This window comes from Corallococcus sp. AS-1-6, assembly GCF_020037015.1.
In the GTDB taxonomy this organism is placed as follows: domain Bacteria; phylum Myxococcota; class Myxococcia; order Myxococcales; family Myxococcaceae; genus Corallococcus.
Window position 1 is genome coordinate 326,812 of the sequence record NZ_JAIQDE010000004.1, and the last position, 26,622, is coordinate 353,433.

The following is a 26,622-nucleotide window of genomic DNA, read 5'->3' on the forward strand; positions in this document are numbered from 1 at the left end:
CCGCTCCGTCCTGGACGGAGCGGGGTGGGGCGTCACGTCACTGCCGGATGACGTTGAACTCCGTGCGGCGGTTGAGCGCGCGGCCGGCCTTCGTGTTGTTGGGCGCCACGGGCTTCGTCTCACCGAAGCCCACGGCCTCCATGCGGCCCGGGTCGATGCCGCGCTTGAGCAACTGCGCCATCACCGCGTCGGCGCGCTTCTGGGACAGCTTGAGGTTCGCCGTGTCGTTGCCCATCGAGTCGGTGTGGCCCTCGATGCGCATCTTGCGGATCCACGGCGCGTCCTTCAGCGCCTGCGCCACCTCATCCAGGATGGTCGTGCTCTGCTTGCCGATGATCTTCGCGGAGCCGGTGCCGAAGAGGATCTGCTTCTTGATCTCAATGCGGTCCTTCTTGACGATGACCATCTTGTACTGCTTGGCGCACCCGCGCTCCTCCTTCACGCCCGGGTCGTCAGGGCACGCGTCCAGGCGGTCCACCACGCCGTCGCCGTCGCGGTCCGGATCCGGGCAGCCGCCGTTCTCCTGCGGGCCGGACTCGTTCGGGCACCTGTCCTGCGCGTCCGGCACGCCGTCGCTGTCGTTGTCCAGGTCCGGGCAGCCGTCCTCGTCCTGGTAGCCGTCCTTGTCCTCCGGCTCGTCCGGGCACTTGTCCTTGTCGTCGTTGATGCCGTCCCCGTCCTTGTCCACGATGGGGCAGCCCAGGTTCTGCAGCGGACCCGGCTCGTTGGGGCACTTGTCCGTGCCGTCCACGATGCCGTCCAGGTCGTTGTCCAGGTCCGGGCAGCCGTCCTCGTCCTCGAAGCCGTCCTTGTCCTCGGGCTGGTCCGGGCACCGGTCCACGTTGTCCAGCACGCCGTCGCCGTCGCGGTCCTTGGGGGCCTCCGGCGGGCAGCCGTTGTTCTCCGCCACGCCGGGGATGAGCGGGCACTTGTCCTGCACGTCCAGCACGCCGTCGCCGTCGTTGTCCGGGTCCGGGCAGCCGTCCTGGTCCTGGAAGCCGTCCACGTCCTCGGCCTGCTCGGGGCAGGGGTCGTCCTTGTCCAGCACGCCGTCGCCGTCGTTGTCCGTCTCCTCGATGCTCACCACCACCTGCTGCTGCTGCTGGGGCTGGGTGGGCTGCTGGGGCTGCTCCGGCTGCTGCGGCGTCTCCGGACGGTCGCGCACCAGCACCTGGCGCGGGCCGCAGTTCTTGGACAGCTCCAGGGCGCGCTTCACCGCGGTGTCGGCGTCGCGCACGTGCTGGGCCGCGCGCGAGCTGTTGCCCTGGCTGAGCTCTCCGCGGGCGAAGTCGAGGTTGGCCTCCGCGGCGGCCAGCTCCGCGGGCGCGCAGCGCAGGGCTCCGCCACGGCGGGCGCGCTCCACGTCGGCGGTGAGCACCTCCGTGTCAGCGCGGATCTTGTTGCCGCTGACGCAGGCGAGGGAGGTGAGCAGCAGGGTGAAGAGCGCGGACTGGGTCAGACGCTTCATCGGAGAACGCTCGGGCGTCACGGGTTCTGGGGGCGGCCCTGGGAGTCGCCGCTGTTGGCCGCGGACATGGCCTTCTCACGCGCCTCGTTGGCGAAGCGCGAGGCCTTCACGGCGAAGTCCACGCCGGCCTGGTAGTCCGAATAGCCGACCTCCTCCCGCGCCTTCTGCAGGTAGAGGTTGGCGGCCGTCCACTCGTAGGGGGCTTCCTTCTCCGCCCCGGCGGTGCGCGCGGCCTGGATCTGCACCTCGGCGTCGAGGATGTTGGACGTGGACTTCACGGGGCCACATGCGGTCAGCACGCCCGCGAACGCCAACAGGAGCGACTGCTTCGTCATCACGAGGGCCTCGGTCGACAGAGCGGAGACAGACTGGTCGACGGTCGTATCAATCGCCTCCGGGGGGGTCAAGAATCGGGCGGTTGGCGTGGAGCAGGGGGCCGGGCGGAGGGGTGGACTTTGACGGCGGGTGCCGTGCTTGCCATCGTTCCGCACCTGTGCGTCCACCGTCCGTCCGTGCCCTGCTCGTCGTGCTGCTGTTGCCCCTGACCGCCCTCTCCGGACCGGGGGCCGCGTCCAAGAAGGCCCAGGGCCGCGCGGAGGCGGACATCGTGCTCAACCAGGTGGCCAACGGCGGCCCCGTGCCCGCCGCCACGTCGCGCCTGCGCTTCCTGCGCCAGGAGGCCTACGCGGCCGAGGAGATTGGCCCGCTGCTGCGCACCACGTACGAGGAGCGCACCCGCCGCAACCTGGCGGCGCTGCTGGCGTCGCTGGGCGCGCGCACGGGGGAGGCCACGCTGGTGAAGCTGGCGTCGGACGGCGACAGCACCGTGCGCATGTACGCGGCGCAGGGGCTGGCCCGGCTGGGCAGCCGCAACACCGCCGCCGTGCTGCCGCTGCTCCAGGACAAGAGCAGCGGCGTGCGCCGCGAGGCCGCGCGGGCCCTGGGGGCGTCCCGCAACCCGAAGATGGGCAAGCCGCTGATGGCCGCCGCGAAGGACGAGCAGGAGCTGGAGGTCCGCGCGGCGCTGCTGGAGGCCGCGGGCGCGACCGGCGACGCGAAGCAGAAGGCCGCGCTCAAGGCGTACCTGGACAGCGACTCGGAGAGCACGCGCTTCGCCGCGGCCCGGGGCCTGTGCCGGCTGGGCGCCCCGGAGGGCTTCGCCTTCGCGCAGAAGCTCCTGGGCCACACGGACAAGTTCGTGCGCCGCCAGGGGCTGGTGCTCTTCGAGGGCGTGCCGGCGAAGAAGGCCAGCCCCGTGCTGACGCCGCTCTTGAAGGACGCGGACCGCACCCTGGCCGCCACCGCCGCGCGCGTGCTGTACCAGGGCGGCGATGCCGCGTCGCTGGACTGGCTGGTGCTCGCGTCGTGGAACGCCAAGGGCGAGGAGAAGCTCGTCTACGAGAAGGAGCTGGAGACGCTCCAGCTCGCGGACGACCGGCGCAAGGCCATCCTGCGCAAGGCCGGGGTGGCGCCGTGAGCCCGTGGGGCGTCTGCGCGCTCGCGCTCCTGTCCCAGGCCCCCGCGAAGACCCCGGCCACGCCGGCCGTGCCCCCGGCGCGCGCGGTGCCCGCGTCGCTCACCTCGCCCGCGCATCCGGCGGCCCCGGTGGCTCCCCCCGTGCGGGAGAACGGCTGGAGCGCGCTCACGCCCGAGCAGCGCGCGGCCCTCATCGCCGACAAGGCCGACTCCCCGCTGGCGGAGCGCCTCCTGGGCATGAGCGAGAAGTTCCTCAACACGCCCTATGTCCTGTCGCCGCTGGGAGAAGGGCAGGGCGTGGACCCCGACCCCACCTTCCGCCTGGACGCGGTGGACTGCCTCACCTTCGTGGAGGAGACGCTGGCCCTGGGGCTGGCGCACGGCGAGCCGGAGGTGCCGGCGCTGCTGGAGCGGATCCGCTACGCGAGCACGCCCACCTACGAGGACCGCAACCACCTGATGGAAGCGCAGTGGCTGCCCAACAACATCAAGAAGGGCCTGCTGGTGGACGTGACGCGCAGGTACGCGAAGGAGGACACCGTCTCCGTCACCAAGAAGCTCACCGCGCACACCTGGCAGTCGAAGTCGTCCATGGCGCTGCAACTGCCCCGCGAGCGCCAGCCCGTGGGCACCTTCACCCTGGACATGATTCCGCTGGACAAGGTGCTCGAGCACGCGCGCGGCGTGGCGTCCGGCACCATCCTCGTCGTGATGCGCGAGGACCTGCCGCTGAAGGCCACGCGCATCACCCACCTGGGCTTCGTGGTGCAGAAGAAGAAGCGCACGTACCTGCGCCACGCGTCCAGGGGCGGCTACAACCGCGTGGTGGACGAGGACCTGGAGACGTTCCTCGCCCGCAACGCGCGCTACGACAAGTGGAAGGTGACGGGCGTGAGCCTCTTCGAGGCCCGGCGTCCGCCCGCCACGCTCGCGTCCCAGCCCGCGCCCGCTCAAGGCAGCGCGGACGTGGGCTCACCCTGAGGCGCTAGTACGCGGGAGGCGCGCTGGTGTCGGCCGGGGCCTGGCGCGCCCGCTCGTCCTCCAGCTCCTCTTCCTCCGCCGCGCGGCCGGCCTCGTCCGCGTAGGCGCGCGCCTGGATCTTCTCCTCCTCCAGGAGCCGGGCGGCGCGGACCTGCTCGGTGTCCGGCACCAGCAGCTCCCACCAGGGCAGCAGGTTGCCCGTGGTCAGCTCGTCCACCACGCCCGAGCGGCCGGGGCGCACGATGAGCGGGATGCGGTGCTCGTCCAGCACGTCCACGAAGACCTGGGCCGTCACGGGGTCGTCCGCGATGCCCGCCCTCACGAAGCGGCGTTGATCCAGCTCATGGGGCAGGGGCAGCCCCCGCTCGTGCATCTCCTCCGCGGAGACGAGCGGCGGGTGGTTGGGGCAATCCGTGCAGTCCACGACACTGTCCTGATACTCCGAGCCACACCGTGCGCAGTACCTCATGAAGCCCTCCTGGGCGATGGCTGGAATGTTAGGAACGGCTCGCGCGGATGGCAGGCGGTGCCCCGCGCGAATTTCCCGTCAGTGCCGCGCGGCGTCCCCCAGCTCGCCCACCATGCGGCTCAGGCGCTCCACGTCGATGGGCTTGCGCAACACGGCATCGCAGTAGTCCGCGCCCTCCACCTGTGCGTAGCCGGAGACCAGGACGACGCGGGCCCTGGGCTCGCGCTCCTTCACCTGCTGCGCCAGCTCCGTGCCGTTCATTCCGGGCAGGGATTCATCCGTCACGACGACGTCGGGGTGCGTGGCCTCGAACGCCTTCAGGCCCGCCACGCCGTCCGACGCGGTGGTGACCTCGAAGTCGTCCTCCAGGAGCTCCGCCAGGAGCTCGCGGCTGTCCCCGTCGTCCTCCACCAGCAGCACCTTGATTCGCTCGCCATCCATGCGACTAGAGCAACCCGGTGCGGCGCGGGATTCGTCCAACGCGTCCCGGGCGCGGTGACGTCCGGCCGGCTGCCTCGGGGGAGGGCAGGCGGGAAGGCTTGCGACAGCCCCTCACGGGCGGGCGGGGGACTGCCCATGTTTATGCCCGGAGGTGAATCCATGAAGGTGCAGCTGCGGGGAGTGCATCTGGGGCTGAACGACAACCTGAAGCAGTACGTGGACACGCATCTGGTGGCGCATATCGAACGGTTCGCCGAGGACGAGGCGTCGGAGATCGAAATCGCGCTCGTGGACATCAACGGGCCCAAGGGAGGCGTGGACAAGGAGTGCCGGGTGACGGTGCGCATGCCCGGCCTGGAGGCCGTGCACGTGACGGAGACATCGGAGACGCTGTTCCAGGCCATCGACGCAACGCGTGACCGCCTGGAGAAGGCCATCAAGCGCGCGGTGGAGCGCCGTCGCCAGGGCATGGGGAACAGCGGCATGCCGTTCGACCTCAACGCCGACGCGACGAACTACTAGGCGGCCGGCCGTATCGGGCGTGACAGAACGAAGGGCCCGGGAATTCCGGATGCCAGCCAGGCATCCGGCCCCCGGGTTCCTTCGGGCCAGTTCCTTGCTGGGGTCGAACGGTGGACGCTATAAGCGGACCTCTCACCCCTGGGCTAAAGGACGGCGATGGTCCGCCTCAAGTTCCTGCTGTTCGCACTCCTGGTCCTCGGACTGGGCCTGGCTCACCTCCCGACGCTGTCCGCGCCTCAGCGTGCGCGCGCGGTGGAAGGTGCGTCGCTCCAGGCCGCGTCGGGCACCGGCGAGGTCGCGCGTCGCGTGGATGCACGCCGCGCCGAAGTGCAATCCCTGGCGCTGAAGCTCGCCGGCAGCCCCCAGGTGGCCGCCGCCGTGCGCGCGCTGACGCCCGCGCCCGCGCCGAAGTCCCCGCGCGACCGCTACGGTTCGAAGGACGCGGAGGAGCCGGCCGGGATGCTGCCGCTCACCGCGGAGCGCTTCGGCGCGCTGCGCACCGCCGCGCAGGCCGGTCTGCCCCAGGAGCTCCAGGGCGCGGTGGTGGCGGTGGTGGCCGGCGACGCGGTCTTCCACGCCCGCGCGGGCGCCGAGCCCTCCTCGGACACCGCGGCGCTGGACGTCGCGGCGCTCGCCCGGGCGGGCACGTCCGTGGTGGACGCCTTCGGGGCGCCGCACGTGTTCGCGGCCGTGCCGCTCGCGTGGGGCGGTGAGGGGACCCCTGCTCCGGCGGTGACGCTGGTGGTGGGCGCGCCCCTGGCCGCGGAGGCCGCGCTGCAGGGCGCGCTGGAGACGTCCGGCGCGGCCGCGGTGGGGCTCGTGCAGGGAGACAAGGTGGTGGGCGGCGTGGGCGCGGAGAAGGCGCGGCTGGATGGCGCGCTGCCCCGGCTGACGGCGGGTGCGAAGGACACGGTGCTGGAGTCGGGTTCGCTCCAGGCGCTGGGCCCGGTGCAACTGCCTGCCTTCACCAACGGCGACGCGATGGGCGGCCAGGCGCCGCTGTTCGTGGGCTCGCGCCAGGCGCTGGCGGGCACGCCGTACGAGGTCGTGGTCCTCGCGGGCACGGCGGCGACGCTGGCGCCGCTGGCCGCGTACCAGCACACCGCGCTGCTCGCGCTCGCGGGCCTGTTGGTGCTGAGCCTGCTGTGGACGGCGCTGATGGGCGGGAGCAAGAAGTCCTCCGAGGAGGAGACCGTGTCGGGCGGCTCCGACACGCTGGGCTGGGGCGCGGCGATGGCCGCTCAGCAGTCCGCGCCCCCCGCGCAGCCCGTGAGCACCACGTCTCCGCCGGCTCCGGCCCCCGTGGCCGCTGCCCCCGCGGATCCGTTCGCGTCGAGCGCGCCCTCGGAGCCCGTGTCCAACCCGTTCGGGTCGGCCGCGCACGCGGAGCCTTTGTCCAACCCGTTCGCCTCGGTGGCGCCGCCGGCCGCGGATCCGTTCTCGGGCGCGGATGCGTTCCCCTTCCCGGGGACTCCGGCTCCGGCCGCGGATCCGTTCGCGATGCAGCCGCCTCAGGCCGCCGCGCCGCTGGCGGATCCGTTCGCGATGCCGCCGCCCCAGGCCGCCGCGCCGCTGGCGGATCCGTTCGCGGGCGCGGATGCGTTCCCCTTCCCGTCTCCACCCGCGGCCTATCCGCCGCCGGCCGCGGAGCCGTTCGCGCCGCCTCCGGCGTACGCCCAGGGGGGCGCGGTGCCCTTCGAGCCCCCGCCGGCCGAGCCCATTGCCCCGGCCGCGCCGCGCCACGGCGCGTTCGCCTTCGAGGATCAGCCCACGGCGGCGTACTCGCTCCAGCAGGCGGCCAATCCGTTCGCGCTGGCGGCGGCGCAGTCCTCCGAGCCGGAGTCCCCGGAGACGACGCGCGTGGCGGCGATTCCGCGCGAGCTGCTCCAGGCCAGCACCCGGCCCACGTCGGAGGCCATCCCGATGCCGGCCCCGCGCTCCAGCGGGCCGCAGGCGATTCCGCTGCCCATGCCGGGCGGCAACGGCGCGGCGGCGGCGCTGTCGGAGGAGCAGCACTTCCAGGACGTCTTCCGCGAGTTCGTCACCACGCGCGAGCGCTGCGGTGAGCAGGCGGACGGCCTGACGTACGACAAGTTCGTGCAGAAGCTGCGCAAGAACAAGGAGCAGCTCGTCACGAAGTACGCGTGCAAGACGGTGCGCTTCCAGGTCTACGTGAAGGAGGGCAAGGCCGCCCTCAAGGCGACGCCCGTCAAGGACTGACGGCCGCGCGCCGCCGTGCGGTGCCCGAAGGCCCGGGACCTCTTCCACGAGGTGCCGGGCCTTCCTGCGTGCGGGCTTCGTGCGTCAGCTCGCGCGGGGGAGCACGACGCTGAAGCGGGCGCCCTGGCCCGGCTCTCCGCCGACCTCCAGGCGTCCGCCGTGCTCCTGGAGGATGCGCGCGGCGATGGCGAGCCCCAGGCCGGTGCCGCCGTCCTTGGTGGTGAAGTAGGGCTCGAAGACGCGGGCGCGGTGCTCCAGGGGGATGCCGGGGCCTTCGTCCTCCACCTCGACGATGGCGTCCGCGTCGGTGCCCTTCACGCGCACGCGCAGGGCGCCGCCCTTGCCCGCCATCGCTTCCTCCGCGTTCTTCACCAGGTTGACGAGCACCTGGGTGAGCTGGTCGCGGTCCGCGCGGGCCACCACGCCTGTCTGGAGCGCGGGGACCAACTGGATGCCCTCGGGGGGGGCGGCGTACAGCGACAGGACGCCCTGGGCCAGCTCTCCCAGGTCCACGGGGGCGAGCTGGGGCTTGGGCAGGCGCGCGAAGCGGCTGAACTCGTCCACGATGCGCCGCAGCCGCTCCACCTCCTCCAGCACCACGCCCGCGCTCTCCTTGAAGAGGGTGGGGAAGCTGGGGTGGCGCGCCTCGTGGGCGGCCATCAGCGTCTCCAGCGACATGCGGATGGGGGTGAGGGGGTTCTTGATTTCGTGCGCCAGCCGCCGGGCGACCTCCTGCCACGCGGCGATGCGCTCGGTGGCCATCAGCCGCTCGGTGGTGTTCTTCAGCTCGGACGTCATGTGGTTGAACGTCCGGACCAGCTCGCCCACCTCGCCGGTGGCGCGGGCCGTCACCTGGACGTCCAGCGCGCCTTCGGCCACGCGGCGGGCGCCGGAGGTGAGGGCCTCCACGGGCCGCGTCATCCAGCGGGACACCAGCAGGCCCAGGAGCGCGGCGAAGCCCAGGCCCAGGCCGGCGAGGAGGAGGAAGGCGCGCATGACGCCCTCCTCGGCTTCGCGCGCGGCGGCGCGGCTGAAGGTGAGGCGCACGGAGGCGGCGTCGCCCAGCGGCAGCACCTGCTCCACGGTGGGCGGGGCGGCGCTGCCCGCGTGCGCGACCTGGGCGCCGCCGGACAGGAGCGTCACGTCGGATTGCGTGAGGCGGGCCAGGTGCTGGGCCAGGCCGTCGTCCAGGACCACGCCGCCCACGGCCCACAGGCGCACGTCGCCGTAGTCCACGGGGCGCGCGGTGACGAGCGCGGGGACCTGGCGCAGGCCCGCGTCGCCCCGCACGTCCACGCGCACGGGCACGGGCCTGGGGGACTTCTCCTTCGTCACGGCGAAGAGGGCGGGGTCCGGGTCGCCGCGCCGGGCGGGCAGGTGGCCGGAGGACAGCACGGTGCCGTTGCGGTCGAAGAGCGTGAGCACGGTGAGGCCGCGGCTCTTCATCAGGCCCTCGGCGGTGTTGGCCTGGATGACGCGCAGGGGGGCGGTGCGCGACTCGCGCACGAGGTCCTCCATGGCGGGGCTCTCCACCAGCTCCTCGACGGCGCGGCGCGCGTTGGCGGCGGAGCGCTCCAGGGACTCCTGCGCGGAGGCGGTGGCGGCCGTCATGCGCGCGTCGAGCTCGCGCGACAGCGTGTCGCGCAGGCGCGTCAGCGTCAGGGGGACGACGACCGCCAGCGGCACCAGCGCGAGCAGGGCGAAGGCGAGCGCAAGCCGGGTCCTCAGGCGCATGCGGGCCCGTCCTTCCCAGGGGCTGCCGAGTGGATGAGGCTCATGGCCGGCCTTCGCCGCCCGAAGCCCATGCGACGGCAGGGGCTGGGCGCCGCAGGTGCAGCCACACCCTCGGGGGGCATGGCCGGCCTCCGCCGCCCGAAGCCCACGCGACGGCAGGGTCTATGCGCCGCATGGGCGGTGACACCCTCGGGGGCCATGGCTGGCCTTTGTCGCCCGAAGTCCACGCGATGCCAGTGCCTGGGCGCCGCATGCGCAGCCACACCTTCGGGGCTCATGGCCGGCCTCCGCCGCCAGTGGCCTCGACGGGGGCGAGCCAGGCGCCTTCGAGCACGGGCAGGCCCTGGGCATCCAGCACCAGCCCGGTTACCTCCGGTGCCGCGCGCAGGGCGAGCCCTTGCGCGTACAGCGGGATGAGGGGCACGGAGGGCGCGAGCGCCAGGGCCCGTTCGCGGCTTCGCGCATCCCGGGCCCCTGCGTCCGTCAGGGCCCCGATGGGCGGCAGCTCCACGCCGAGCAGGTCTCGGCGTCCTCCGGCTTCCAGCACCACCGCCAGCGCGGGACCGGGAACGGGCGGCAGCAGGAACGCGCTCAGCATCAGCTCGAAGTCGCCCTTCGCCTGACGGCTTCGCAGCGCGGCGCGCGACTGCGGCTCCAGCGCGACGGTGTAGCCCTGGTCGTGCAGCTTCACCTGGATGCGTTCGGCCACGGCGCGTTGATCCGCCAGCGCGGCGTCATAGGCGAGCGTCACCTTGCGGGTCGCTCCCGCAGGGGCCGTGGGCCGGGGCCTGGGCCCCTGGGGCATCAGCGCGGGCGGCAGCAGGTTCGCCATGGGCACCGCCGGGCCCCTCACGAACAGGCGCGTGAGGTCCTCGCGGTCGATGGCGCTCTCCACCGCCTGCCGGAAGTCCGCGGGCACCTTCCGGGGGGAATACGCCAGATAGGTCGCGTACAGCCCGGCGCCCGTGAGCGTGTTGTCGTCGGGCGGGGTGCCTAGCACCACCTGCACCTGCCGCGCGGACCACAGCCGCGCGAGGCCCCGCTCATCCGTGGCGGTGAGCGCCAGCCGGTCCACGTACGGACGACCTTCGGGCCACGCGGCCTGGGCCCCCAGCACGCCCCGGCCCTCGGCGCTGAACGGCCCCGACGCGGGCGACGGCGGCGTCGCGAGGGCCGGGTGGCACAGCGCGCGCTCCAGGTCGGGCCATGGAAACGCCAGCGCCAGGTCCAGCGTTGCGCCCGTGGACGTCACCTGACGGCCTTCACCGCGCAGGGGATACAGGAGCGCGCGATACGGAGACGGCGACTCCGTGGCGGACAGCCGCGTCCACGCACGGGCCACGGCGGCCGCGCTGGCCGCGGAGGGCATCGTCACGCGCAGGGCCTGCGGCACGGGGCGCGACAGCTCTCGCGCCAGCGTCGGGTGCACCTGCCCGCCGGAGTCCACGCGGCACACCGGCCGCGTCAACAGCCCCAGCAGCGCGGCCTCCATCGGCGTGTCCGCGAGCGCGGGCTCTCCGATTTCAGGTGGCCCCGCATGCGCCACCCGCAGCTCGCCCCCGTAGCGCGGACGGCTGGCCGCCAGCGCCGGAGTGGAAGCCATCAGCACGAGGCCCGCGAGGGCGGTGCGGATCCTCACGATGCCCTGCCGTCCATACCGCGGTGCCGCCACTGCTGCACGGCGCACCGACTGGCGCGGCGCCCCGCTGGAGCGCGACGCCATCACCGGGACTTCGCCGCGCTCATGAGCCTTCATCACGGTGCATTCTGGCGCGGGAGGACCCACTCGCTCGTGTCGCTGGCGCGCGAGGGCGCGTGTCGTTCGAGCCTTCATCACGGTGCACCCTGGCGCAGGAGGAACAGCTCGCTCGTGCCGTCCGGCTTCCACGAACCCACGATGACTTCACGGCGCTTGTCGCCATCCAGGTCCGCCGTCACCACGTACAGCGCCCGGCCCGGCGGGAGCGCCCCCTGCCACAGGGGCTCGTGCGCCATCGGCGCGTCGGAGCTCAACGACAGCACCCGCAGCACGTCCGGCGACGGCTGGAGCTGCGGTGACGTGGTGAGCAGCTCCGGCGCCCCGTCTCCGTCCAGGTCTCCCAGCGCGCTGCCCGCGCCCAGCCCGGACACCTTCAGCGGCGCGGACGTGGGACGTGCGTAGAGCGACGCCGTGCTGTCCGCGTGCACGAACAGCATGCGCGGCCCCGCGAAGCTCGCCGTGCCGAAGGGCGCGGGCACCGTGAGGCTCCGCCCGTCCGCCAGCCGGACCTCGGGCGCGAACACCGTCTGCCCTGGCACGAACGCTCCGCGCTCCGCCGTCCCCAGCGGCGCGGCGTCCAGCGTCCCCGACGGGCGCAGCGTCCCCTTCGCCTTGTCCAGCACCAGCACCTCGCCGCGCGCGTACCGCGTGCTCCAGGCCGCGAGCCTCGGCGGCCCCGTCAGCACCGCCAGCGCGCCGAAGGGCTCGCGCGTCGTCGCCGAGGCCGCCGCCCCTTCCAGCTCCCGCCGCGCGAGCACCCGCCCGTCCGCGCCGAACACCACCACCTCGTGCTCGGTGAGCGCGGCCACCTCGTCGCGGCCATCGCCATCCAGGTCCCCGGCCGCCAGCGCGGCCAGCGGTGTCTCCAGCCTCGCGAACACCGCGCCCAGCAGGCGCACCGGCCTCCGAGGCTGCGGCCCCGGGCCCGTCACCCCCGACGACGGCGTCCCCACCGCCGCCAGCGCCAGCACCGCGGCGTCGGCCTCCACGCCCTCGGCCACGGCGGCGGCGGGCTTCGGCGGACGCGTGGGCGTGCGGCCGGACCAGAAGTTCACCCACGTGCCCAGCACGTCCCCGCGCGCCACCAGCTCGCCGCCCTCCACGTCCAGCGTGAGCCGCGCCAGCGAGCGGGCTCCCTGTTCGCGGGCGGCGGCCTCGGCGCGCTCGGGCGGGACGTCCAGCACCACCGGCCCCAGGTTCATCGCGGAGAGCCGCGCGGCGAGCAGCGTGCCGAAGGCCCGGCGCAGCTCCGGCGAGCTTCCGGACAGGCAGAGGGCCACGGGCGCCTCCGCGGGCGCGCCGCGGATGGCGTCGGCCACGGCCAGGGCCAGCCGGGCGGAGGCAGGAGGCTCGCGTTCGTCCGACTCCGCGAAGGCGGGCAGGGCGAACGCGAGCGCGAGGACCAGCGACAGGAGCGAGCGACTCACAGCCCCCTTTTGCCACCTTCCTCCAGGAAGTAGTTGTCCGGCGTCACCTGTCCGGGCGGCGGGGCCTCGGCGGTGGGCTGGGTGCCCTCCAGGTAGGGCTCCATCCGGCCCGGGACGGCGTTGCCCGCGAGCAGCCCGCTGACGGGGTCGATGCGCACCTGGGTGACGCCCGGAGGCACCTCGAAGTCGCGCGCGGGCAGGCCCTCCTCCGCCACCCGCATGAAGTTGAGCCAGATGGGCAGCGCCGCCCGGCCACCCGTCTCGCTGCTGCCCAGGGGCGTGTTGTCATCGAAGCCCACCCACGCGCTGGCCACCCAGTCCATCGTGTAGCCGTTGAACCACGTGTCCTTGGACTCGTTGGTGGTGCCCGTCTTGCCCGCGGCGGGGCGGTTCAGCTCCCGCACCGCGCGCGCGCTTCCGTCCTCCACCACGCTGCGCATCAGCGACGTCGTGAGGTACGCCACCGCCGGGGGCAGCGTCTCCTCGAAGGCCGGCTGGTGCTCCTCCAGCACCGTGCCCTTCGCGTCGCGCACGCGCAACAGCGTCAGCGGCTCCGCGTAGCGGCCGTTGGCCTGGAGCGTGGCGTACGCGTTGACGGCCTCCAGCATCGTCACCTCGCCGGTGCCCAAAGCCAGCGTGAGGTTCTCCGGCATGGTGGAGCGGATGCCCGCCCGGCGCGCGAAGTCGATGGCGGTCGCGGGCGTAATCGACTCGATGAGCCGCACGGACACCGTGTTCTTCGACTTGCTCAGCGCCGTGCGCAGCGTCATGGGGCCCTCGAAGCGACCGTCGAAGTTCTTGGGCCGCCACGTCTTGCCCGTGTACGGGTCGCGGATGGACTCCGGCGCGTCGTTCACCATGGAGAGCGGCGTGAAGCGTCCGCTGGCCAGGGCCGCGCCGTAGATGAAGGGCTTGAACGACGAGCCCGGCTGCCGCTTCGCCTGCGTGGCGCGGTTGAACGACGAGCGCTCCGCGTCGTAGCCGCCCACCATGGCCACCACGTTGCGGTTGGCCGGGTTGATGACCACGAGCCCGCCCTGCACCAGGGGCACCTGATCCAACGTGGCCTCCACGAAGGCCGGCGCCGGAGGGGCCTTGAGCACGCGCACGAACACCAGCTCCCCGGGCGTGAACACGTCCGAGATGTTCTTGGGGGCGCTCTTCTTCTTCTGCCGCGCCCAGGTGACGGAGTCGAAGGACACCTCCGCAGTGCGGCCCACCAGGTCCACGCGCGCCACGTTGCGCTTCGTGTCCACCTCCGTGACGTAGCCGGTGAGGCGCAGGCCCTCCTCCATGGGCTTGAGGAGGACCTGTCCCACGCGCTCGCGCTCCGGTGACCGGGCCTCCTCCTCCTCGGAGTCCGTGTCCGCGGCCAGCGCGGCGGGCTGCTGCTCCTCGGCGCCCTCCACCTCCGGCGCGGTGGGCGTCTTCGCCGGAGCCGGGGCGGCGAGCGGCTGCGCGAGCGGCGCCAGGTCCGCGACATACCCCTGGTCCTTCTGGCGGCGGCCGGCCTCCTCGATGCGCTGGACGATGAGCTCGCGGTAGCGCTTCCACTGCGCCTCTTCCAGCCTGCCCTGCGCGCCCCGGTAGCCCTGGCGGCGGTCCAGGGCCTCCAGGCCGTCGCGCACGGCCTGCTCGGCGGTGGCCTGGAGCTTGGGCACGAGCGCGATGTCCACGCGCAGGCCGCCCTCCATCACCATCTTCTCGCCGTAGCGTTCAATCAGCGTGCGGCGGATCTCCTCCGCGTAGTACGCGCCCGCGCTGACCGGCTTGCGCGGCGCGAGCACGATGGGCTTCTCCTTCTCCGCCTCCACCACCGCGCGCGGCACGAAGCCCTGTCCCGCCATCTGCTCCAGCACGTAGCGCTGGCGCGCCTTGGCGCGGGTGATGTTCGCCACGGGGTTGATGCGGTGCGGAGACTGCACGGTGCCCGCGAGCACGGCGGCCTCGCCCACGGACAGGTCCTTCGCGTGCTTGCCGAAGTAGAAGAGCGCGGCCTCCTCCAGGCCGTAGCGGCGCTGCCCGAAGTACACGCCGTTGATGTAGAGGCTGAGGATCTGATCCTTCGTGAGCGCCTGCTCCAGGCGAGGGGTGAGGATCCACTCGCGGATCTTCCGGCCCAGGCTGCGCTCGGGCGTGAGCAGCATGTTCTTCACCACCTGCTGCGTGAGCGTGGACGCGCCGGACTTGCGGCTGCCGGGGATGAGGTTCTTCACGCCCGCGCGCAGGATGCCGAAGGGGTCCAGGCCCTCGTGCTTGTAGAAGTCCGCGTCCTCGGCGGCGAGGAACGCGTTGCGCACGTGCGGGGGCAGGTCCTCCATGCGCACGAGCGTGCGGCGCTCCAGCGCGTACTCCGCGCAGAGCGAGCCGTCCGCGCACGTCACCTTCGTCACCTGCGGCGGCTGGTAGTTGCGCAGCGACTCCACGGAGGGCAGGTCGCGGCTGAAGTAGACGTACGTGCCCACGCACACGCCGATGAGGAGCACCAGCCCGACGGCGCCCAGCACCAGGAGCCGCTTCGTCCAGCGCCACAGCGCGGCGCCGAAGCCGCCCTTCCGGGGCGGCGGGGCTCCGGTCAGGGCCGGGGGGAGGGGCTCGGGAGGAGGAGGCATCGGTCGGGCCGGAGTCATGACGCTCGTGAAGGCTGGATGAAGGACTGGAGGTTAGACCGGGGGGCGGGCGGGGTGAACCCGTCCGGGCCATCCCCCCGGAAACGGGGCTGTTTCCTGGCTGCCCGCCCTACGGCGCGGCGGGCGGGAGCGGCTCCGGCGTGACAGGACCCGCCGGGGCGGCCCGGGCCACGCGGCCCACCCGCTCCGCGTTGACGCGAGCCTGCACGTAGCGAGGCGACAGCCGGGTGGCGGCGGCGTAGGCGGACCGGGCCTCCTCCAGCCGGCCCAGGCGCTCGCAGGCGACGCCCAGGTTGTTCTGCACGTAGGCCACGTTCGGCAGGAGGCTGGCGGCCTGGGTGAGGACCTCCACGGCGCGCGCGTTGTCGTTGGCGCGCAGGTAGGCGAAGCCCAGGTTGTTGAGCGCGTGGCCGTGCTCGGGGTCCAGGTGCACCGCCTGCTGGAAGCGCAGGATGGCGGAGGTGAGCTCATGGGCGCCCAGGTGCGCGCGGCCGAGCACCTGGTACACCTCCGGGTCTTCCGGGTCGCGCAGCAGCGCCTCCTCGCCCACGCGGACGGCGTCCGGGAAGCGGCCCTCCGACACCAGCAGCCGCGCCTGCTGCACCAGCGCCCCCGCGTCATGGGGCTCCGCCTGGCCCAGCCGGGCGTACGCGTCGATGGCGAGCGGCGTGTCCCCGGCCAGCCGGGCCGTGCGCGCGAGCTGCGCCAGGGCGTCCGTGGCGCCCGGGTCGTCGTGCAGCGCGCGGCGCAGCTCCGTCACGGCGCCGGACACGTCCCCCAGCTCGCGCAGGCCCTGGGCGCGGGCCACGTGGTCCACCCGGCGGGCGTGCGTGTGCGGCAGCGCCAGGGCGTCGCCGGGGACGGGAGCCTCCGCCGGGGCGGCCTCGTCCACGGGGCGCGGGGCGGCCATCAGCGGGGGCTCGTCGCCGGTGGCCTCCAGGGGCAGGGTGGGCGCGGCGGCGACAGGGGCCTGTCCCGCGCGGGCCTCCAGGGCGTGGGAGAGCCAGGGCTTGAGCAGGCGGGGCAGGGGGACGTCCTCCCAGGCGGCGAGCCCCAGGGCGGCGAGCGCGGCGGGGATGAGGGCCTTGCGAAGCGCGGGCGGCACGGTGAAGCGCCGGAAGGAGGCGGGGCGACGGGACCGGGTGCGCGTCTTCGGGTTCATGGCCCTCCCCTACTGCGACCGGTGTGCCAACGGGTTTTCCCTCTGGGGGACGGCGGGTGTGTCCCTGGGGCCACAGGCGCGAGGGGAAAAGCGTGGCAGGGGCGTGGGCCGCGTGCGACGGTCCGCGCCGCATGCGAATCGCGACCTGGAACGTGAACTCGGTGAGGGCCCGGCAGCAGCGGTTGGTCAACTGGCTGAAGAGCGCCCAGCCAGACGTGCTGTGCCTGCAGGAGCTCAAGTGCACCGACGCGGACTTCCCCTTCGACGCGGTGAAGGAGGCGGGCTACTTCGCCGCGGTGCACGGGCAGAAGACGTACAACGGCGTGGCCATCCTGGCGAAGACGGAGCCCACGGACGTCATCCGGGGCCTGTCGGACGGGGTGGATGACACGCACGCGCGCTTCATCTCCGCGACGGTGAATGGCATCCGGGTGGTGAGCGCGTACGCGCCCAACGGGCAGCAGGTGGACTCGCCGGCGTACGTGTACAAGCTGGAGTGGTACCGGCGGCTGCGGAACTACCTGGACACGCGCCACAAGCCGGACGACCTGGTGGTGATGGGCGGGGACTGGAACATCGCGCCGGACCCCATCGACGTGTACGACGTGGCGCAGTGGGAGGGGCAGACGCTCTTCACGTTGCGCGAGCGCGACGCGCTCCAGCAGGTGTGTGCCTTTGGGTTGACGGACGCGTTCCGCAGGCTGCACCCGGACGTGCAGAAGTTCTCCTGGTGGGACTACCGGATGCTGATGTTCCCCAAGAACAAGGGCGTGCGGATCGACCACCTGTTCCTCACGGCGCCGCTGGTGCCAAGGCTCACGGCGTGTGACGTGGACCGCGAGGAGCGCAAGGGACAGCAGCCGTCGGACCACGCGCCGGTGTGGCTGGAGTTGAAGGACTGAGTAGAGTCGGAGGCATGTCCGTCCTCCGACTTGAATGCACGAAGTGCGACCAGACGTATGCGCCGGGCAAGGTGTGGAACCTGTGCACGGCGTGTCAGGCGCCGCTGTTCGCGCGCTACGACCTGGAGCGCGCGGCGAAGACGTTGCGCAAGGAAGCGCTGCCCGGACGTGAGCGCTCCATGTGGCGCTACCACGAGGTGCTGCCGGTGGATGCGCCGGCACAGCGCCTGACGTTGGGAGAGGGCTTCACGCCGCTGCTGCCCGCGCCCCGGCTGGGTTCATGGCTGGGCTTGCAGCGGGTGTGGGTGAAGGACGAGAGCGGCAATCCGACGGGCTCCTTCAAGGCGCGAGGCCTGTCCGCCGCGGTGTCCATGGCGAAAGTGCTGGGCGCGAAGGCGGTGTGCCTGCCCTCCGCAGGGAACGCGGGCAGCGCGCTGGCGGCGTACGCGGCGCGAGGCGGGATGGAGGCGCACGTCTTCGTGCCGAAGGACATCGCGTCGCTGTTCCTGATGGAGACGCGGGCGTACGGCGCGCACGTGGAGACGGTGGACGGGCTCATCTCCGACGCGGGCCGGGTGTGCGCGGGGCTGGCGAAGGAGCATGGCTGGTACGAGTGCGCCACGCTGAAGGAGCCCTACCGGGTCGAGGGCAAGAAGACGATGGGCTACGAGCTGGCGGAGCAGCTCGGGTGGACGCTGCCGGACGTCATCCTGTACCCGACGGGTGGGGGCACGGGGCTCATCGGGATGTGGAAGGCCTTCGAGGAGATGGAGGCGATGGGGCTGATTGATTCGAAGCGGCCCCGGATGGTGGCGGTGCAGGCGGAGGGCTGCGCGCCCATCGTGAAGGCGCACGCGGAAGGCAAGCCGGACGCGCCCATGTGGCAGGGCGCGACGACGCACGCGCACGGCCTGCGGGTGCCCAAGGCACTGGGGGACTTCCTCATCCTGCGCGCGGTGAAGGACAGCCACGGCACGGCGGTGTCGGTGACAGAGGCGGAGATCGTCCAGGGCACGAAGGACGCCGCCGCGGCGGAAGGCCTGTTCATGGCGCCGGAGGGCGGCGCGTGCGTGGCGGCGCTCAAGAAGCTCCAGGCCGCCGGGGACGTGAAGCCGGAGGAGACGGTGGTCGTGTTCAACACGGGCACGGGCTTCAAGTACGTGGAGAACATGGCGCCACTGTGGTGAGCCGCAGGATGACGAGGCTCCTCGCGGTGGGTTTGTGCGTGTTGCTGGCAGGGTGCGCATCCGCGCCCTTGCCCGCGATGGAGGACTGGAGCGCGGCGGAGGACGACGCCTGCGAAGGGCACGACCGGTGCGTGGCGCTGGTCTGTGCGGATGATCTCTGCGGGCTCTATCACTGCGAGGACACCGGTGTGTTGCTGGCACGGGGAGGCATCCGGCCTCCCGTGTCGTCAGCGGCACCCGGTTCAGGTCCCCGGCGCAACTGGGGCAGCGCCCAGTCCCTCCCGGGTGACCGTGAAGCCATCTTCATCATCCGCTGGTACAACCATCCCGCCCCTTCTCCGCCTCCCGATGGCAGGAAGCCCTCCGGCTCGGGATGGGTGAAGCACCACCTCTACCCCCAAGAGGGACGTCTCGCAGAGTTCTTCAAGCTGCGGGGCGGCATCAACGTGCATGACTTCACGATGGTCATTCCCCGCGCGGAGCATGTGCGAATCCATGGGCCGGGAGGACGAGGCGGGCCTTGGAACAAGACCTGGAGGACATTCGCGGAGCAACATCCGTTCGCGACGCCGCAACAGATCCAGAACCAATTGGCCCGAATGATTGTCGACTTCAACCTCATGGGCCCCATCGTCCCGTACTACTTCATGCAGTGATAATCGGGGGACCTCGTGAAGTTCTTCTGGCTGAGGGCCGCTGAAGGGCCGCGCTTCACCGGATTCATCAATGGCACGCACCGATGGGGACTGCCGGGAGGCTTGTGTCCCGTGTGTGGGTCAAGCCCCGGTGGATTGGGAGAGGCCTATCCCTCCGTGGATCTGTCGGGCTGGTCCCACCGTGGAGAACTCGATGAGGCACGGCAGGTTCCGCTCGAGGAGTACGAGCGACTGCGTGAGCTGGTCCGGCTCCAGGTTCCCTTCGAAGCTCCACTGCTGCCTGGTGCCGAGTTCGGGCCTCTCATCGGCAAGGCCTCCGGTAAGTGGAGTGCGCTCGATCTACCAGACCCTTGGACCCTGGTGATGCGGCGCGAGACCGTGGACCAACTGCGCGAGGCGGGCATCGCTCTTCGCGTCAGCAAGATGGACCTGCGATTCCGGAGCAAGACCGAGGTGGATCTGCGGTTGGTTGAGATCCATTGCCGGGGCCGTCTCCACGACAGTTGCTTCCCTGGTGGGCGGGACCGCCCCTGCGAACGGTGCGGACGTCAGGGCAACCCCCTTCCAGAGACGCCCATCCTGAACGGGCGAACGCTGCCAACGGACCTGGACCTGTTCCGCTTGACTGACTTCACCACCGTCATCATCGCCACGGAGCGCTTCGTGGACGCCGTGAACCGCCTTGGATTCGAAGGCGTCGTGTTCAAGGAGCTCCCCGTCCTCTGACCTACGGCGCCACGTTCAGCCGCGTCCAATCCGCGGCGACCTGGAGCTCCAGCACGCCGTCCTCGAAACGGTGTGCCCGGGCACCCGTCACGTGCCGCACGGACGTCAACCCATACACCCGGATCGTCTCCTCCACCCGCGCCCGAGCGAGTGTCCCCAGCTCGCTCCGCTCCAGTCGCAGCGCCCCCGCGGTCACTCCGCCGCGCAGCTCCGTGAGCCGTGACTCGCCGTAGCCGTCTCCCGCGTCCTCGTAGAGCCGGCCATATATCTCCGGCGCCGCGTGCACGTGCCACTCCAGGTGCTTCCAGTTCGCGTCCGTGGTGTGCATCGCGGGCCGTGTCAGCGCCACCGCGCCTCCCGCGCGCAGCCACACCGGCACCGTGTCCAGCGGCCCGTCCGCGATGACGTGCCGGCCTCCCTCGCGCACCTCTCCCGTCCGCTCCAACCCCGGCCACTCCAACCATGCCCCCGCCGGCAGGTACGCCAGCCGCTTCGTCTGGCCGGGCCGCACCACCGGCGCCACCAGCAGGTCCCTTCCGAACAGGAACTGATCAAACGCGCCGGCTGCCTCCGCGTCCCCGGGCGCCTCCATCAACAGCGGCCGCAGCGGCGCGAGCCCCGTCTCCGACGCCTCGTGCATCAGCGTGTACAGCGTGGGCAGCAGCCGGTACCGCCGCTCCAACGCCGCTCTCGCCAGTGTCAGGTACGGCTCTCCGAATCGCCACGGCTCCTGCGGCGACGTTCCCTTGCCCGCGTGGTTGCGCATCAACGGGTAGAAGGTGCCCGTCTGCATCCAGCGCACCAGCAGCTCGCCGTTCGCCCGGCCGATGAAGCCCGGGATGTCCACCCCCGTGTGTGCCACCGCCGCCAGGCCCAGGCCCATCAACATGGGCAGCGATGTTTCCAACTGCGTCCAGTGGCTGGAGTTGTCCCCCGTCCACACCGCCGAGTAACGCTGGATGCCCGCGAACCCCGCACGCGTCAGCAGGAAGGGCCGGGCCTCCGGTCGCAGCTCGCGCAGGCCCTCGAACGCGCCCTTCGCCATGCCCAACGCGTAGACGTTGTGCACCTCCAGGTGCCGCTTCTCCCCGTGGCGCGCGTCGTACGGCAGCGTCTTGCCCTCCACCGTGCCGATGCCTTCCGCGCGCTCGCTCGTCAGCGTGAGGATGCCCACGTCCGGCTGCACGCCGAAGCACGACGGCTCGTTCATGTCATTCCAGAACCCCGCCATGCCCAGCGCCACGAAGTCGCGATGCAGGCCGCCCCACCAGCGCTGCACCTCCGGCCGCGTCAGGTCCGGGAACACCGCGGGCTTGGGCCACACCTCGCCCACCAGCACGTCGCCCCGGTCGTAGCGCACCAGGTGGTCGCGCGCCTTCGCTTCCTCGTACACGCTCCAGCCCGGCTCCAGCTTCAAGGCCGGGTCGATGATGGGCACCAGCCGCACGCCCTGCGCCGCCGCCTCGCGCACCAGGCCGGCCGGGTCCGGGTAGCGCGCCCGGTCCCAGGTCCAGACCTTGTACCCATCCATGTAATCGATATCGAGATACACGCAGTCCAGCGGCAGGTCCCGCTGCCGGTAGCCCTGGATGACGCCCCGGATGTCCTGCGCGTTCTCATAGCCCCAGCGGCTCTGCTGCGCGCCCAGGCTCCACAGCGGGGGCAGGGGAGGCCGCCCCGTCAGCGCCGCGTACCCGCGCACCACGTCCGCGGGCAGGGGCCCCGCGAAGAGGTAGCAGTCCAGCTCCGGCCCCCACGACTCCCACGCCACCCGCGACGCGTCCGCGAGCGCCACGTCCACCTCCGAGCGCCAGGACTCGTCCAGGAAGAACCCCCACGCCACGCCGTCGCGCAGGCCCACGAAGAACGGGATGGACTGGTAGAGCGGATCCGTGTCCGGGTGGTGCGGCACCACGTCCGTGTTCCAGAACGTGAAGTGCATGCCGCGCTTGTCCAGCGGCCCCACCTTCTCTCCGAACCCCAGGTAGCGCTCGCCCTCGGGTGCCCGCAGCTTCAGCCGCGTGCGGTGCCGGCTCATCGGATACACGGCCTGCACCTCGCCGGACACCTCCACGCAGCGCGCCAGCTCCCGCCCCCGCGCGTCCCGGAAGCGCCACGTCCCCGACTCCACGTCCACCTCCAGGGACACGCCCTCCGCCGTCACCCGCGCGAGCTCGCCGTCGCGCTCGACCTTCACGGGGTGGCCCCCCTCGGCGATGACGGACCAGGACCGCTTGCCGGGCAGCTCGGGATGGAGGAAGCCTGTCTCCGACGACACCGGCGCGTGCCTCAGCCGCAGCACCCCGGGCAGCGGACACGACACCTCCAGGACGGCGTGCCGGCCGGACAGGCGCAGCCGGTGGGATTCGACGTGGGCGTCAGCGACGTGCATGGCCCGCAATCTAGGGAGCGCGCGCGGCCCGCACCCGCCTTTCCTTCCCGGCCCGTGCGATGCTGGCCACTGTCATGACGCCGCCCCCTGATCCGCTGCCGTTCCCGGACAGCCTCTGCCACCGCTGCGCCGCGCCGCCCCGCTACGTCCAGACGCGGACCTCCACGTTCATCATGTGCCCGCTCCTGCCCCAGAAGTACGCGCCCCAGCCCGTGCGCGCGTGCTCGCTGTTCCGCCCGCGCGAGCCCGGCGCCACCCCGGCGTAGCGCCCCGGTCTCCAGCGCCGAGCAGGCAGCGGAGCGGCGCGGGCCATTCCCCGCGAGCCATCCGTACCTTTGTCCCCAGCAAAGGAGCCTTCATGGCCAGCCGGCGCAAGACCCACGCCGCTCCCCGGCGCAAGCACGCCGCCGCCACGCCCGCGAAGCGCGCCGCGCGAAAGCCCCACGCGTCCGCCAGCGCGAGCAGCCGCTATACGAACCCCGCCCTGCGCGAGCGCCTCAAGAAGCGCATCATGAAGAGCGACAAGGGCGGCCGCGCCGGCCAGTGGAGCGCGCGCAAGGCCCAGCTCCTCGCCGCGGAGTACAAGAAGGCCGGCGGCGGCTACCGGGGCTCCCGCGGCACCGCGCAGCGCCACCTGTCCTCCTGGACGAAGGAGAAGTGGCAGACCCAGGACGGCCGCACCCGCGCCCGCCACGGCCGCACCACCGCGCGCTATCTTCCGAAGGAGGCCTGGGCCCACCTGAGCCCGGCGCAGAAGAAGGCCACGGAGCGGCGCAAGCGCGCGGGCTCCCGGGCGGGACGCCAGTTCGTCGCCAACACGCCCGCCGCACGCCGGGCGAGGAAGCAGGCCTCGAAGCGCTAGCCCGCGCCGCCCGGTCCTCCCTTCATTCCGGGGGCGTGCGACAGGTCCCACCAGGACGGCTCGCGCTCGTGGCATAGAGTGCGGACCTCCTGGGTGTGGGGAACGCTCACGCTCCGGGAGACGGGGAGGACGTCATGGACTGCGACTGGCTCATCATCGGCTCGGGATTCGGCGGCAGCGTCAGCGCGTTGCGGCTCGTCGAGAAGGGCTACCGCGTGGTGATGCTGGAGAAGGGCCGGCGCCTCCAGGGCCAGGACTTCCCCAAGTCCAACTGGAACCTGAAGCGCTGGCTGTGGATGCCCCAGCTCGGGTGGCGGGGCCTCTTCAAGATGACCTTCTTCCGCCACGTCACCGTGCTGTCCGGCGTCGGCGTGGGCGGCGGCTCGCTCGTCTACGCCAACACGCTGCCCATCCCACGGGACGACTTCTTCGACGCCGCCTCCTGGGGCCACCTGGCGCCGTGGAAGCAGGAGCTCGCGCCGCACTACGCGACCGCGCGCCGGATGCTGGGCGCCACCGTCAACCCGCTCAACACCTTCCCCGACCAGGTGCTCAAGGAAGTGGGCCAGGACCTGGGCCGCACCGACTTCCAGCCCACCACCGTGGCCGTCTACTTCGGCGAGCCCGGCGTCACCGTGAAGGACCCCTACTTCGGCGGCGAGGGCCCGGATCGCACCGGCTGCAACGCGTGCGGCGGCTGCATGCTGGGCTGCCGCAACAACGCCAAGAACACGCTGGACAAGAACTACCTCTACTTCGCGGAGAAGAAGGGCCTCACCCTCCACGCGGACACCGAGGTGACGTGGGTGCGCCCCCTGCCGGAGGGCGGTGGCTACGAGGTGACGGCGAAGCAGGGCACCGGCCTCTTCAAGAAGACGCGCCGCTTCACCGCGAAGCACGTCATCTTCGCGGGCGGCGTGCTGGGCACCCTGGACCTGCTGCTCAAGCTCAAGGACGCGCCCAACGGCCTGCCGAACCTCTCCGAGCGCGTGGGCGACGGCGTGCGCACCAACTCCGAGGCGCTCATCGGCATCGTCAGCGGCAGGAAGCAGAAGGACCGCGACCTGTCCCGGGGCATCGCCATCGGGTCCATCCTCCACACCGACGAGCACTCGCACCTGGAGCCCGTGCGCTACCCGGAGGGCTCCGGCTTCTTCCGCCTGCTCATGGCCCCCCACGTCCCCGGCGCCACCGCGTGGACGCGCGTGGCCCGGCTGGTGGGGCTGCTCGCGCGCCGCCCCCTGCGCTTCCTCCAGGCCTGGTTCGTCCCGGACTTCGCGCGCCGCACGATGATCCTCCTGTACATGCGCACCATGGAGGGCCACCTGCGCATGCGCCGCGGCCGGGCGCTCACCACCGGCTTCCGCTCCGGCCTCACCACCGGCCTGCAGGAGGGCCCCGCGCCCACCGCGAACATGCCGGAGGCCTTCGACCTGGCGAAGCGCGTGGCCGACAAGCTGGACGGCTTCCCCATGACCATGGTCAGCGAAACGCTCATGGGCATCCCGACCACCGCGCACATCCTGGGCGGCGCGTGCATGGGGGACTCCCCAAAGACAGGCGCCATCGATGCGCGCCACCGCTTGTATGGCTATGAGGGGCTGTACGTGGTGGATGGCGCGGCCATCTCCGCCAACCCGGGCGTCAATCCCTCGCTCACCATCACCGCGCTCGCCGAGCGCGCCATGACCTTCATCCCCGCCGCCCGGGAGCTGCCCCGGGGCGACGAGGACGCCACGCTCGAAGCCCCCCCGCGCGCCCACGCCGCCATCTCCTGACACGCCCCCAGGGGCCGTGTACGCGGATGCCCCCTGCGCCCCCCTGGGACTCCTGGGCGGGCGCCAGTGATCAGACGTGAGCGCGGGACTCGTACCGCGGTCCTGATTCCCGCGTGTTCGGTGGACGCGGGGATGGCCTGCTTGTCATTGTTGGCTGCGAATGAAAGGGATGCCGCCACCCGGGCGGCGTCCCACACCGTCGGCGTGGGTGGGAGCCGGCAGTGTTGAAGCACGGGCACTCCAGGTGCCCCCAGGCAGCATGGCTGGGCTGAAGAGTTCCGTGTAGTTCCTATTTTGCAGGATTAGTCGCTTTCGCCACCAGTCCGGTCGGGTGAAGAGATGACTCCGTTCATGTCTGCCTTTTCCATTCATGCTCCGGTGCATGTCTCCGCTGGCCTGGAGGGCCGGGCGGCGGCGCTGCTGGCGTTGCAGTTGCGCGAGTCGCGCAAGCGGGTGGACGGCCTGTTCACCTGGTTGATGTTGGGGCAGTGGGCGGCGGCGGTGCTGGTGGCGGTGTTCGTGTCTCCCTATGGGTGGGAGGGCAAGGTGCGCGCGGTGCACCTGCACGTGCAGACGGCGGTGCTGCTGGGCGCGGCGCTGAGCGTGTTCCCGGTGATGCTCACGCGGCTGCACGCGGGACAGACGGCGACGCGCCACGTGGTGGCGGTGAGCCAGATGCTCTGGTCCGCGCTGCTCATCCACCTGACGGGGGGCCGCATCGAGACGCACTTCCACATCTTCGGCTCGCTGGCGGTGCTGTCGTTCTACCGCGACCCGAAGGTGCTCTTCACCGCCAGCCTGGCCATCGTCGCGGACCACTGCCTGCGCGGCGCGCTGTGGCCGGAGTCCGTCTACGGCCAGCTTCATCCGGAGTGGTGGCGCTTCCTGGAGCACGCCTTCTGGGTGGCCGCCATCGACGTGGTGCTGGTGGTGGCCTGCCGGGACGCGCTGCGCGAAGTGGGGGAGCGGGCCGCCCGCCAGGCCCTGGCGGAGGCCACCATCGAGGAGGAGCTGGCGCTGCGCGCGGGCCAGTTGGACGCCGCCGTGCGCGAGGTGCACGCCGTCCGCGGCCACGCGGAGCAGATGGAGCGGCTGGCGTCGCTGGGGCAGCTCACCGCCAGCGTCAGCCACGAGCTGCGCAACCCGCTGGCGGCCGCGCGCACCGCGCATGCGTTCGTCCTGCGCCGGCTGCGCAAGGCGGAGACCCTGCCCGCGGATCCGCGCATCGCGCGCTTCCTGGACATCATCGACCGGGAGCTGCAGGCGTGCTCGGTCATCATCTCCGACCTGCTGGACTACGCGAAGGGCCGGCCTCCGCGCCGCACGCCCTGTCCGCTCAAGCCGCTGGTGGAGGAGGCCATCAGCGTGGTGCCGTGCCGCGAGGGCGTGCGCGTGGACAACCAGGTGCCGGACGGGCTGCCGGTGCCGCACCTGGACCGCGAGCAGTTCCGCCAGGTGCTGGTCAACCTCATCCAGAACGCGGTGGAGGCCATCCCGGCGGAGCGCTCCGGGACGGTCTGCGTGCACGCCGACGCGCTGGGGGACGGCGGCTGGCGCCTGCGCGTGACGGACGACGGGCCGGGCATCCCCGCGTCGCTCCTGGAGCGCATCTTCGAGCCCATGTTCACCACCAAGCTGCGCGGCACCGGGCTGGGGCTCGCCATCGTGAAGCGGCTGGTGCAGGGACATGGCGCGCGCATCCAGGCGGAGAGCGACTTCGGCCACGGCTCGCGCTTCACCGTCCTCTTCCCTGAGGCGTCTCTTCTCTGAAGCATGCGCACCTGCTGCCGCGGCGCATCCCGGAAGAGAGCAGCGTCACGTTGGCGATTC

The 26,622-nt window shown here is 72.2% G+C and carries 22 protein-coding genes; 12 read left to right on the plus strand and 10 right to left on the minus strand.

Annotation, left to right across the window (positions count from 1 at the left end):
• Nucleotides 1-37: 37 nt before the first annotated feature.
• On the minus strand, nt 38-1,468 hold the full coding sequence (locus K8612_RS08390) for an OmpA family protein (protein ID WP_223738759.1): 1,431 nt from the start codon (nt 1,466-1,468) through the stop codon (nt 38-40).
• Nucleotides 1,469-1,485: 17 nt separating this feature from the next.
• The gene (locus tag K8612_RS08395; protein ID WP_043321207.1) at nt 1,486-1,803 is read right to left on the minus strand and encodes a DUF4398 domain-containing protein; all 318 of its coding nucleotides are present in this window, start codon (nt 1,801-1,803) and stop codon (nt 1,486-1,488) included.
• A 158-nt stretch (nt 1,804-1,961) separates the two neighbouring features.
• On the opposite strand from K8612_RS08395, the gene K8612_RS08400 reads away from it, so the two are divergent.
• Nucleotides 1,962-2,945: a HEAT repeat domain-containing protein gene (locus K8612_RS08400; RefSeq protein ID WP_223738761.1), complete on the plus strand. Its 984-nt coding sequence runs from the start codon at nt 1,962-1,964 to the stop codon at nt 2,943-2,945.
• Nucleotides 2,942-3,925 carry an N-acetylmuramoyl-L-alanine amidase-like domain-containing protein gene (locus tag K8612_RS08405; RefSeq protein WP_223761901.1) on the plus strand — a complete coding sequence of 328 codons (984 nt, stop codon included), beginning with the start codon at nt 2,942-2,944 and terminating at the stop codon, nt 3,923-3,925. The genes K8612_RS08400 and K8612_RS08405 overlap by 4 nt, the downstream gene beginning before the upstream one ends.
• A gap of 4 nt (nt 3,926-3,929) precedes the next feature.
• Here the strand turns inward: K8612_RS08405 and K8612_RS08410 are convergent, their stop codons facing one another.
• A complete protein-coding gene (locus tag K8612_RS08410; RefSeq protein WP_223738763.1) occupies nt 3,930-4,394 on the minus strand; it encodes a DUF2007 domain-containing protein in 465 nt (154 codons plus the stop codon).
• Nucleotides 4,395-4,472: 78 nt separating this feature from the next.
• Nucleotides 4,473-4,835, minus strand: coding sequence for a response regulator (locus K8612_RS08415; RefSeq protein WP_014395148.1), 363 nt, complete (start codon nt 4,833-4,835; stop codon nt 4,473-4,475).
• 159 nt (nt 4,836-4,994) lie between these two features.
• Between K8612_RS08415 and hpf the strand changes: the two genes are divergently transcribed.
• Both hpf and K8612_RS08425 read left to right on the plus strand, forming a co-directional pair.
• Complete coding sequence (gene hpf / locus K8612_RS08420) at nt 4,995-5,357, plus strand: ribosome hibernation-promoting factor, HPF/YfiA family (RefSeq protein WP_223738764.1); 363 nt, start codon at nt 4,995-4,997, stop codon at nt 5,355-5,357.
• 156 nt (nt 5,358-5,513) lie between these two features.
• Complete coding sequence (locus K8612_RS08425) at nt 5,514-7,577, plus strand: MXAN_5187 family protein (RefSeq protein ID WP_223761902.1); 2,064 nt, start codon at nt 5,514-5,516, stop codon at nt 7,575-7,577.
• Nucleotides 7,578-7,661: 84 nt separating this feature from the next.
• Here K8612_RS08425 and K8612_RS08430 read toward each other — a convergent pair whose 3' ends face one another.
• From K8612_RS08430 to K8612_RS39195, 5 genes are all read right to left on the minus strand, one after another.
• Entirely contained in the window at nt 7,662-9,311 is a 1,650-nt protein-coding gene (locus K8612_RS08430; RefSeq protein ID WP_223738766.1) for an ATP-binding protein, read from the minus strand.
• A 274-nt stretch (nt 9,312-9,585) separates the two neighbouring features.
• Nucleotides 9,586-10,950, minus strand: a complete 1,365-nt coding sequence (locus K8612_RS08435) for an ABC transporter substrate-binding protein (protein WP_223761931.1) — start codon at nt 10,948-10,950, stop codon at nt 9,586-9,588.
• Nucleotides 10,951-11,144: 194 nt separating this feature from the next.
• The gene (locus tag K8612_RS08440) at nt 11,145-12,497 is read right to left on the minus strand and encodes a VCBS repeat-containing protein (RefSeq protein ID WP_223761903.1); all 1,353 of its coding nucleotides are present in this window, start codon (nt 12,495-12,497) and stop codon (nt 11,145-11,147) included.
• Nucleotides 12,494-15,109 (minus strand): penicillin-binding protein 1A, encoded by a 2,616-nt coding sequence (locus K8612_RS08445; RefSeq protein ID WP_223761904.1) that lies wholly within the window; start codon nt 15,107-15,109, stop codon nt 12,494-12,496. The genes K8612_RS08440 and K8612_RS08445 overlap by 4 nt, the downstream gene beginning before the upstream one ends.
• Nucleotides 15,110-15,236: 127 nt before the next feature.
• Nucleotides 15,237-16,289 (minus strand): lipopolysaccharide assembly protein LapB, encoded by a 1,053-nt coding sequence (locus K8612_RS39195; protein ID WP_223761905.1) that lies wholly within the window; start codon nt 16,287-16,289, stop codon nt 15,237-15,239.
• Nucleotides 16,290-16,420: 131 nt separating this feature from the next.
• Between K8612_RS39195 and xth the strand changes: the two genes are divergently transcribed.
• The 4 genes from xth to K8612_RS08470 are packed head-to-tail and all read left to right on the plus strand — an operon-like array spanning nt 16,421 to nt 19,760.
• Nucleotides 16,421-17,191: an exodeoxyribonuclease III gene (xth, locus tag K8612_RS08455; RefSeq protein WP_223761906.1), complete on the plus strand. Its 771-nt coding sequence runs from the start codon at nt 16,421-16,423 to the stop codon at nt 17,189-17,191.
• Between the two features lie 14 nt (nt 17,192-17,205).
• Nucleotides 17,206-18,378 carry a threonine synthase gene (locus K8612_RS08460; protein ID WP_223761907.1) on the plus strand — a complete coding sequence of 391 codons (1,173 nt, stop codon included), beginning with the start codon at nt 17,206-17,208 and terminating at the stop codon, nt 18,376-18,378.
• 8 nt (nt 18,379-18,386) lie between these two features.
• Nucleotides 18,387-19,034, plus strand: coding sequence for a TIGR02269 family lipoprotein (locus K8612_RS08465; protein ID WP_223761908.1), 648 nt, complete (start codon nt 18,387-18,389; stop codon nt 19,032-19,034).
• 15 nt (nt 19,035-19,049) lie between these two features.
• Nucleotides 19,050-19,760 carry a double-CXXCG motif protein gene (locus tag K8612_RS08470; protein WP_223761909.1) on the plus strand — a complete coding sequence of 237 codons (711 nt, stop codon included), beginning with the start codon at nt 19,050-19,052 and terminating at the stop codon, nt 19,758-19,760.
• Between the two features lies 1 nt (nt 19,761).
• Here K8612_RS08470 and K8612_RS08475 read toward each other — a convergent pair whose 3' ends face one another.
• The gene (locus tag K8612_RS08475) at nt 19,762-22,152 is read right to left on the minus strand and encodes a glycoside hydrolase family 31 protein (RefSeq protein WP_223761910.1); all 2,391 of its coding nucleotides are present in this window, start codon (nt 22,150-22,152) and stop codon (nt 19,762-19,764) included.
• Nucleotides 22,153-22,226: 74 nt separating this feature from the next.
• On the opposite strand from K8612_RS08475, the gene K8612_RS08480 reads away from it, so the two are divergent.
• The 4 genes from K8612_RS08480 (at nt 22,227) to K8612_RS08495 (ending at nt 26,562) form a co-directional block, all read left to right on the plus strand.
• Complete coding sequence (locus K8612_RS08480; RefSeq protein ID WP_223761911.1) at nt 22,227-22,418, plus strand: hypothetical protein; 192 nt, start codon at nt 22,227-22,229, stop codon at nt 22,416-22,418.
• Between the two features lie 92 nt (nt 22,419-22,510).
• Complete coding sequence (locus K8612_RS08485; RefSeq protein ID WP_223738774.1) at nt 22,511-23,014, plus strand: hypothetical protein; 504 nt, start codon at nt 22,511-22,513, stop codon at nt 23,012-23,014.
• A gap of 134 nt (nt 23,015-23,148) precedes the next feature.
• Nucleotides 23,149-24,792: a GMC oxidoreductase gene (locus tag K8612_RS08490; protein ID WP_223761912.1), complete on the plus strand. Its 1,644-nt coding sequence runs from the start codon at nt 23,149-23,151 to the stop codon at nt 24,790-24,792.
• A gap of 351 nt (nt 24,793-25,143) precedes the next feature.
• Nucleotides 25,144-26,562: a sensor histidine kinase gene (locus K8612_RS08495; protein WP_223761913.1), complete on the plus strand. Its 1,419-nt coding sequence runs from the start codon at nt 25,144-25,146 to the stop codon at nt 26,560-26,562.
• Nucleotides 26,563-26,622: the final 60 nt, after the last annotated feature.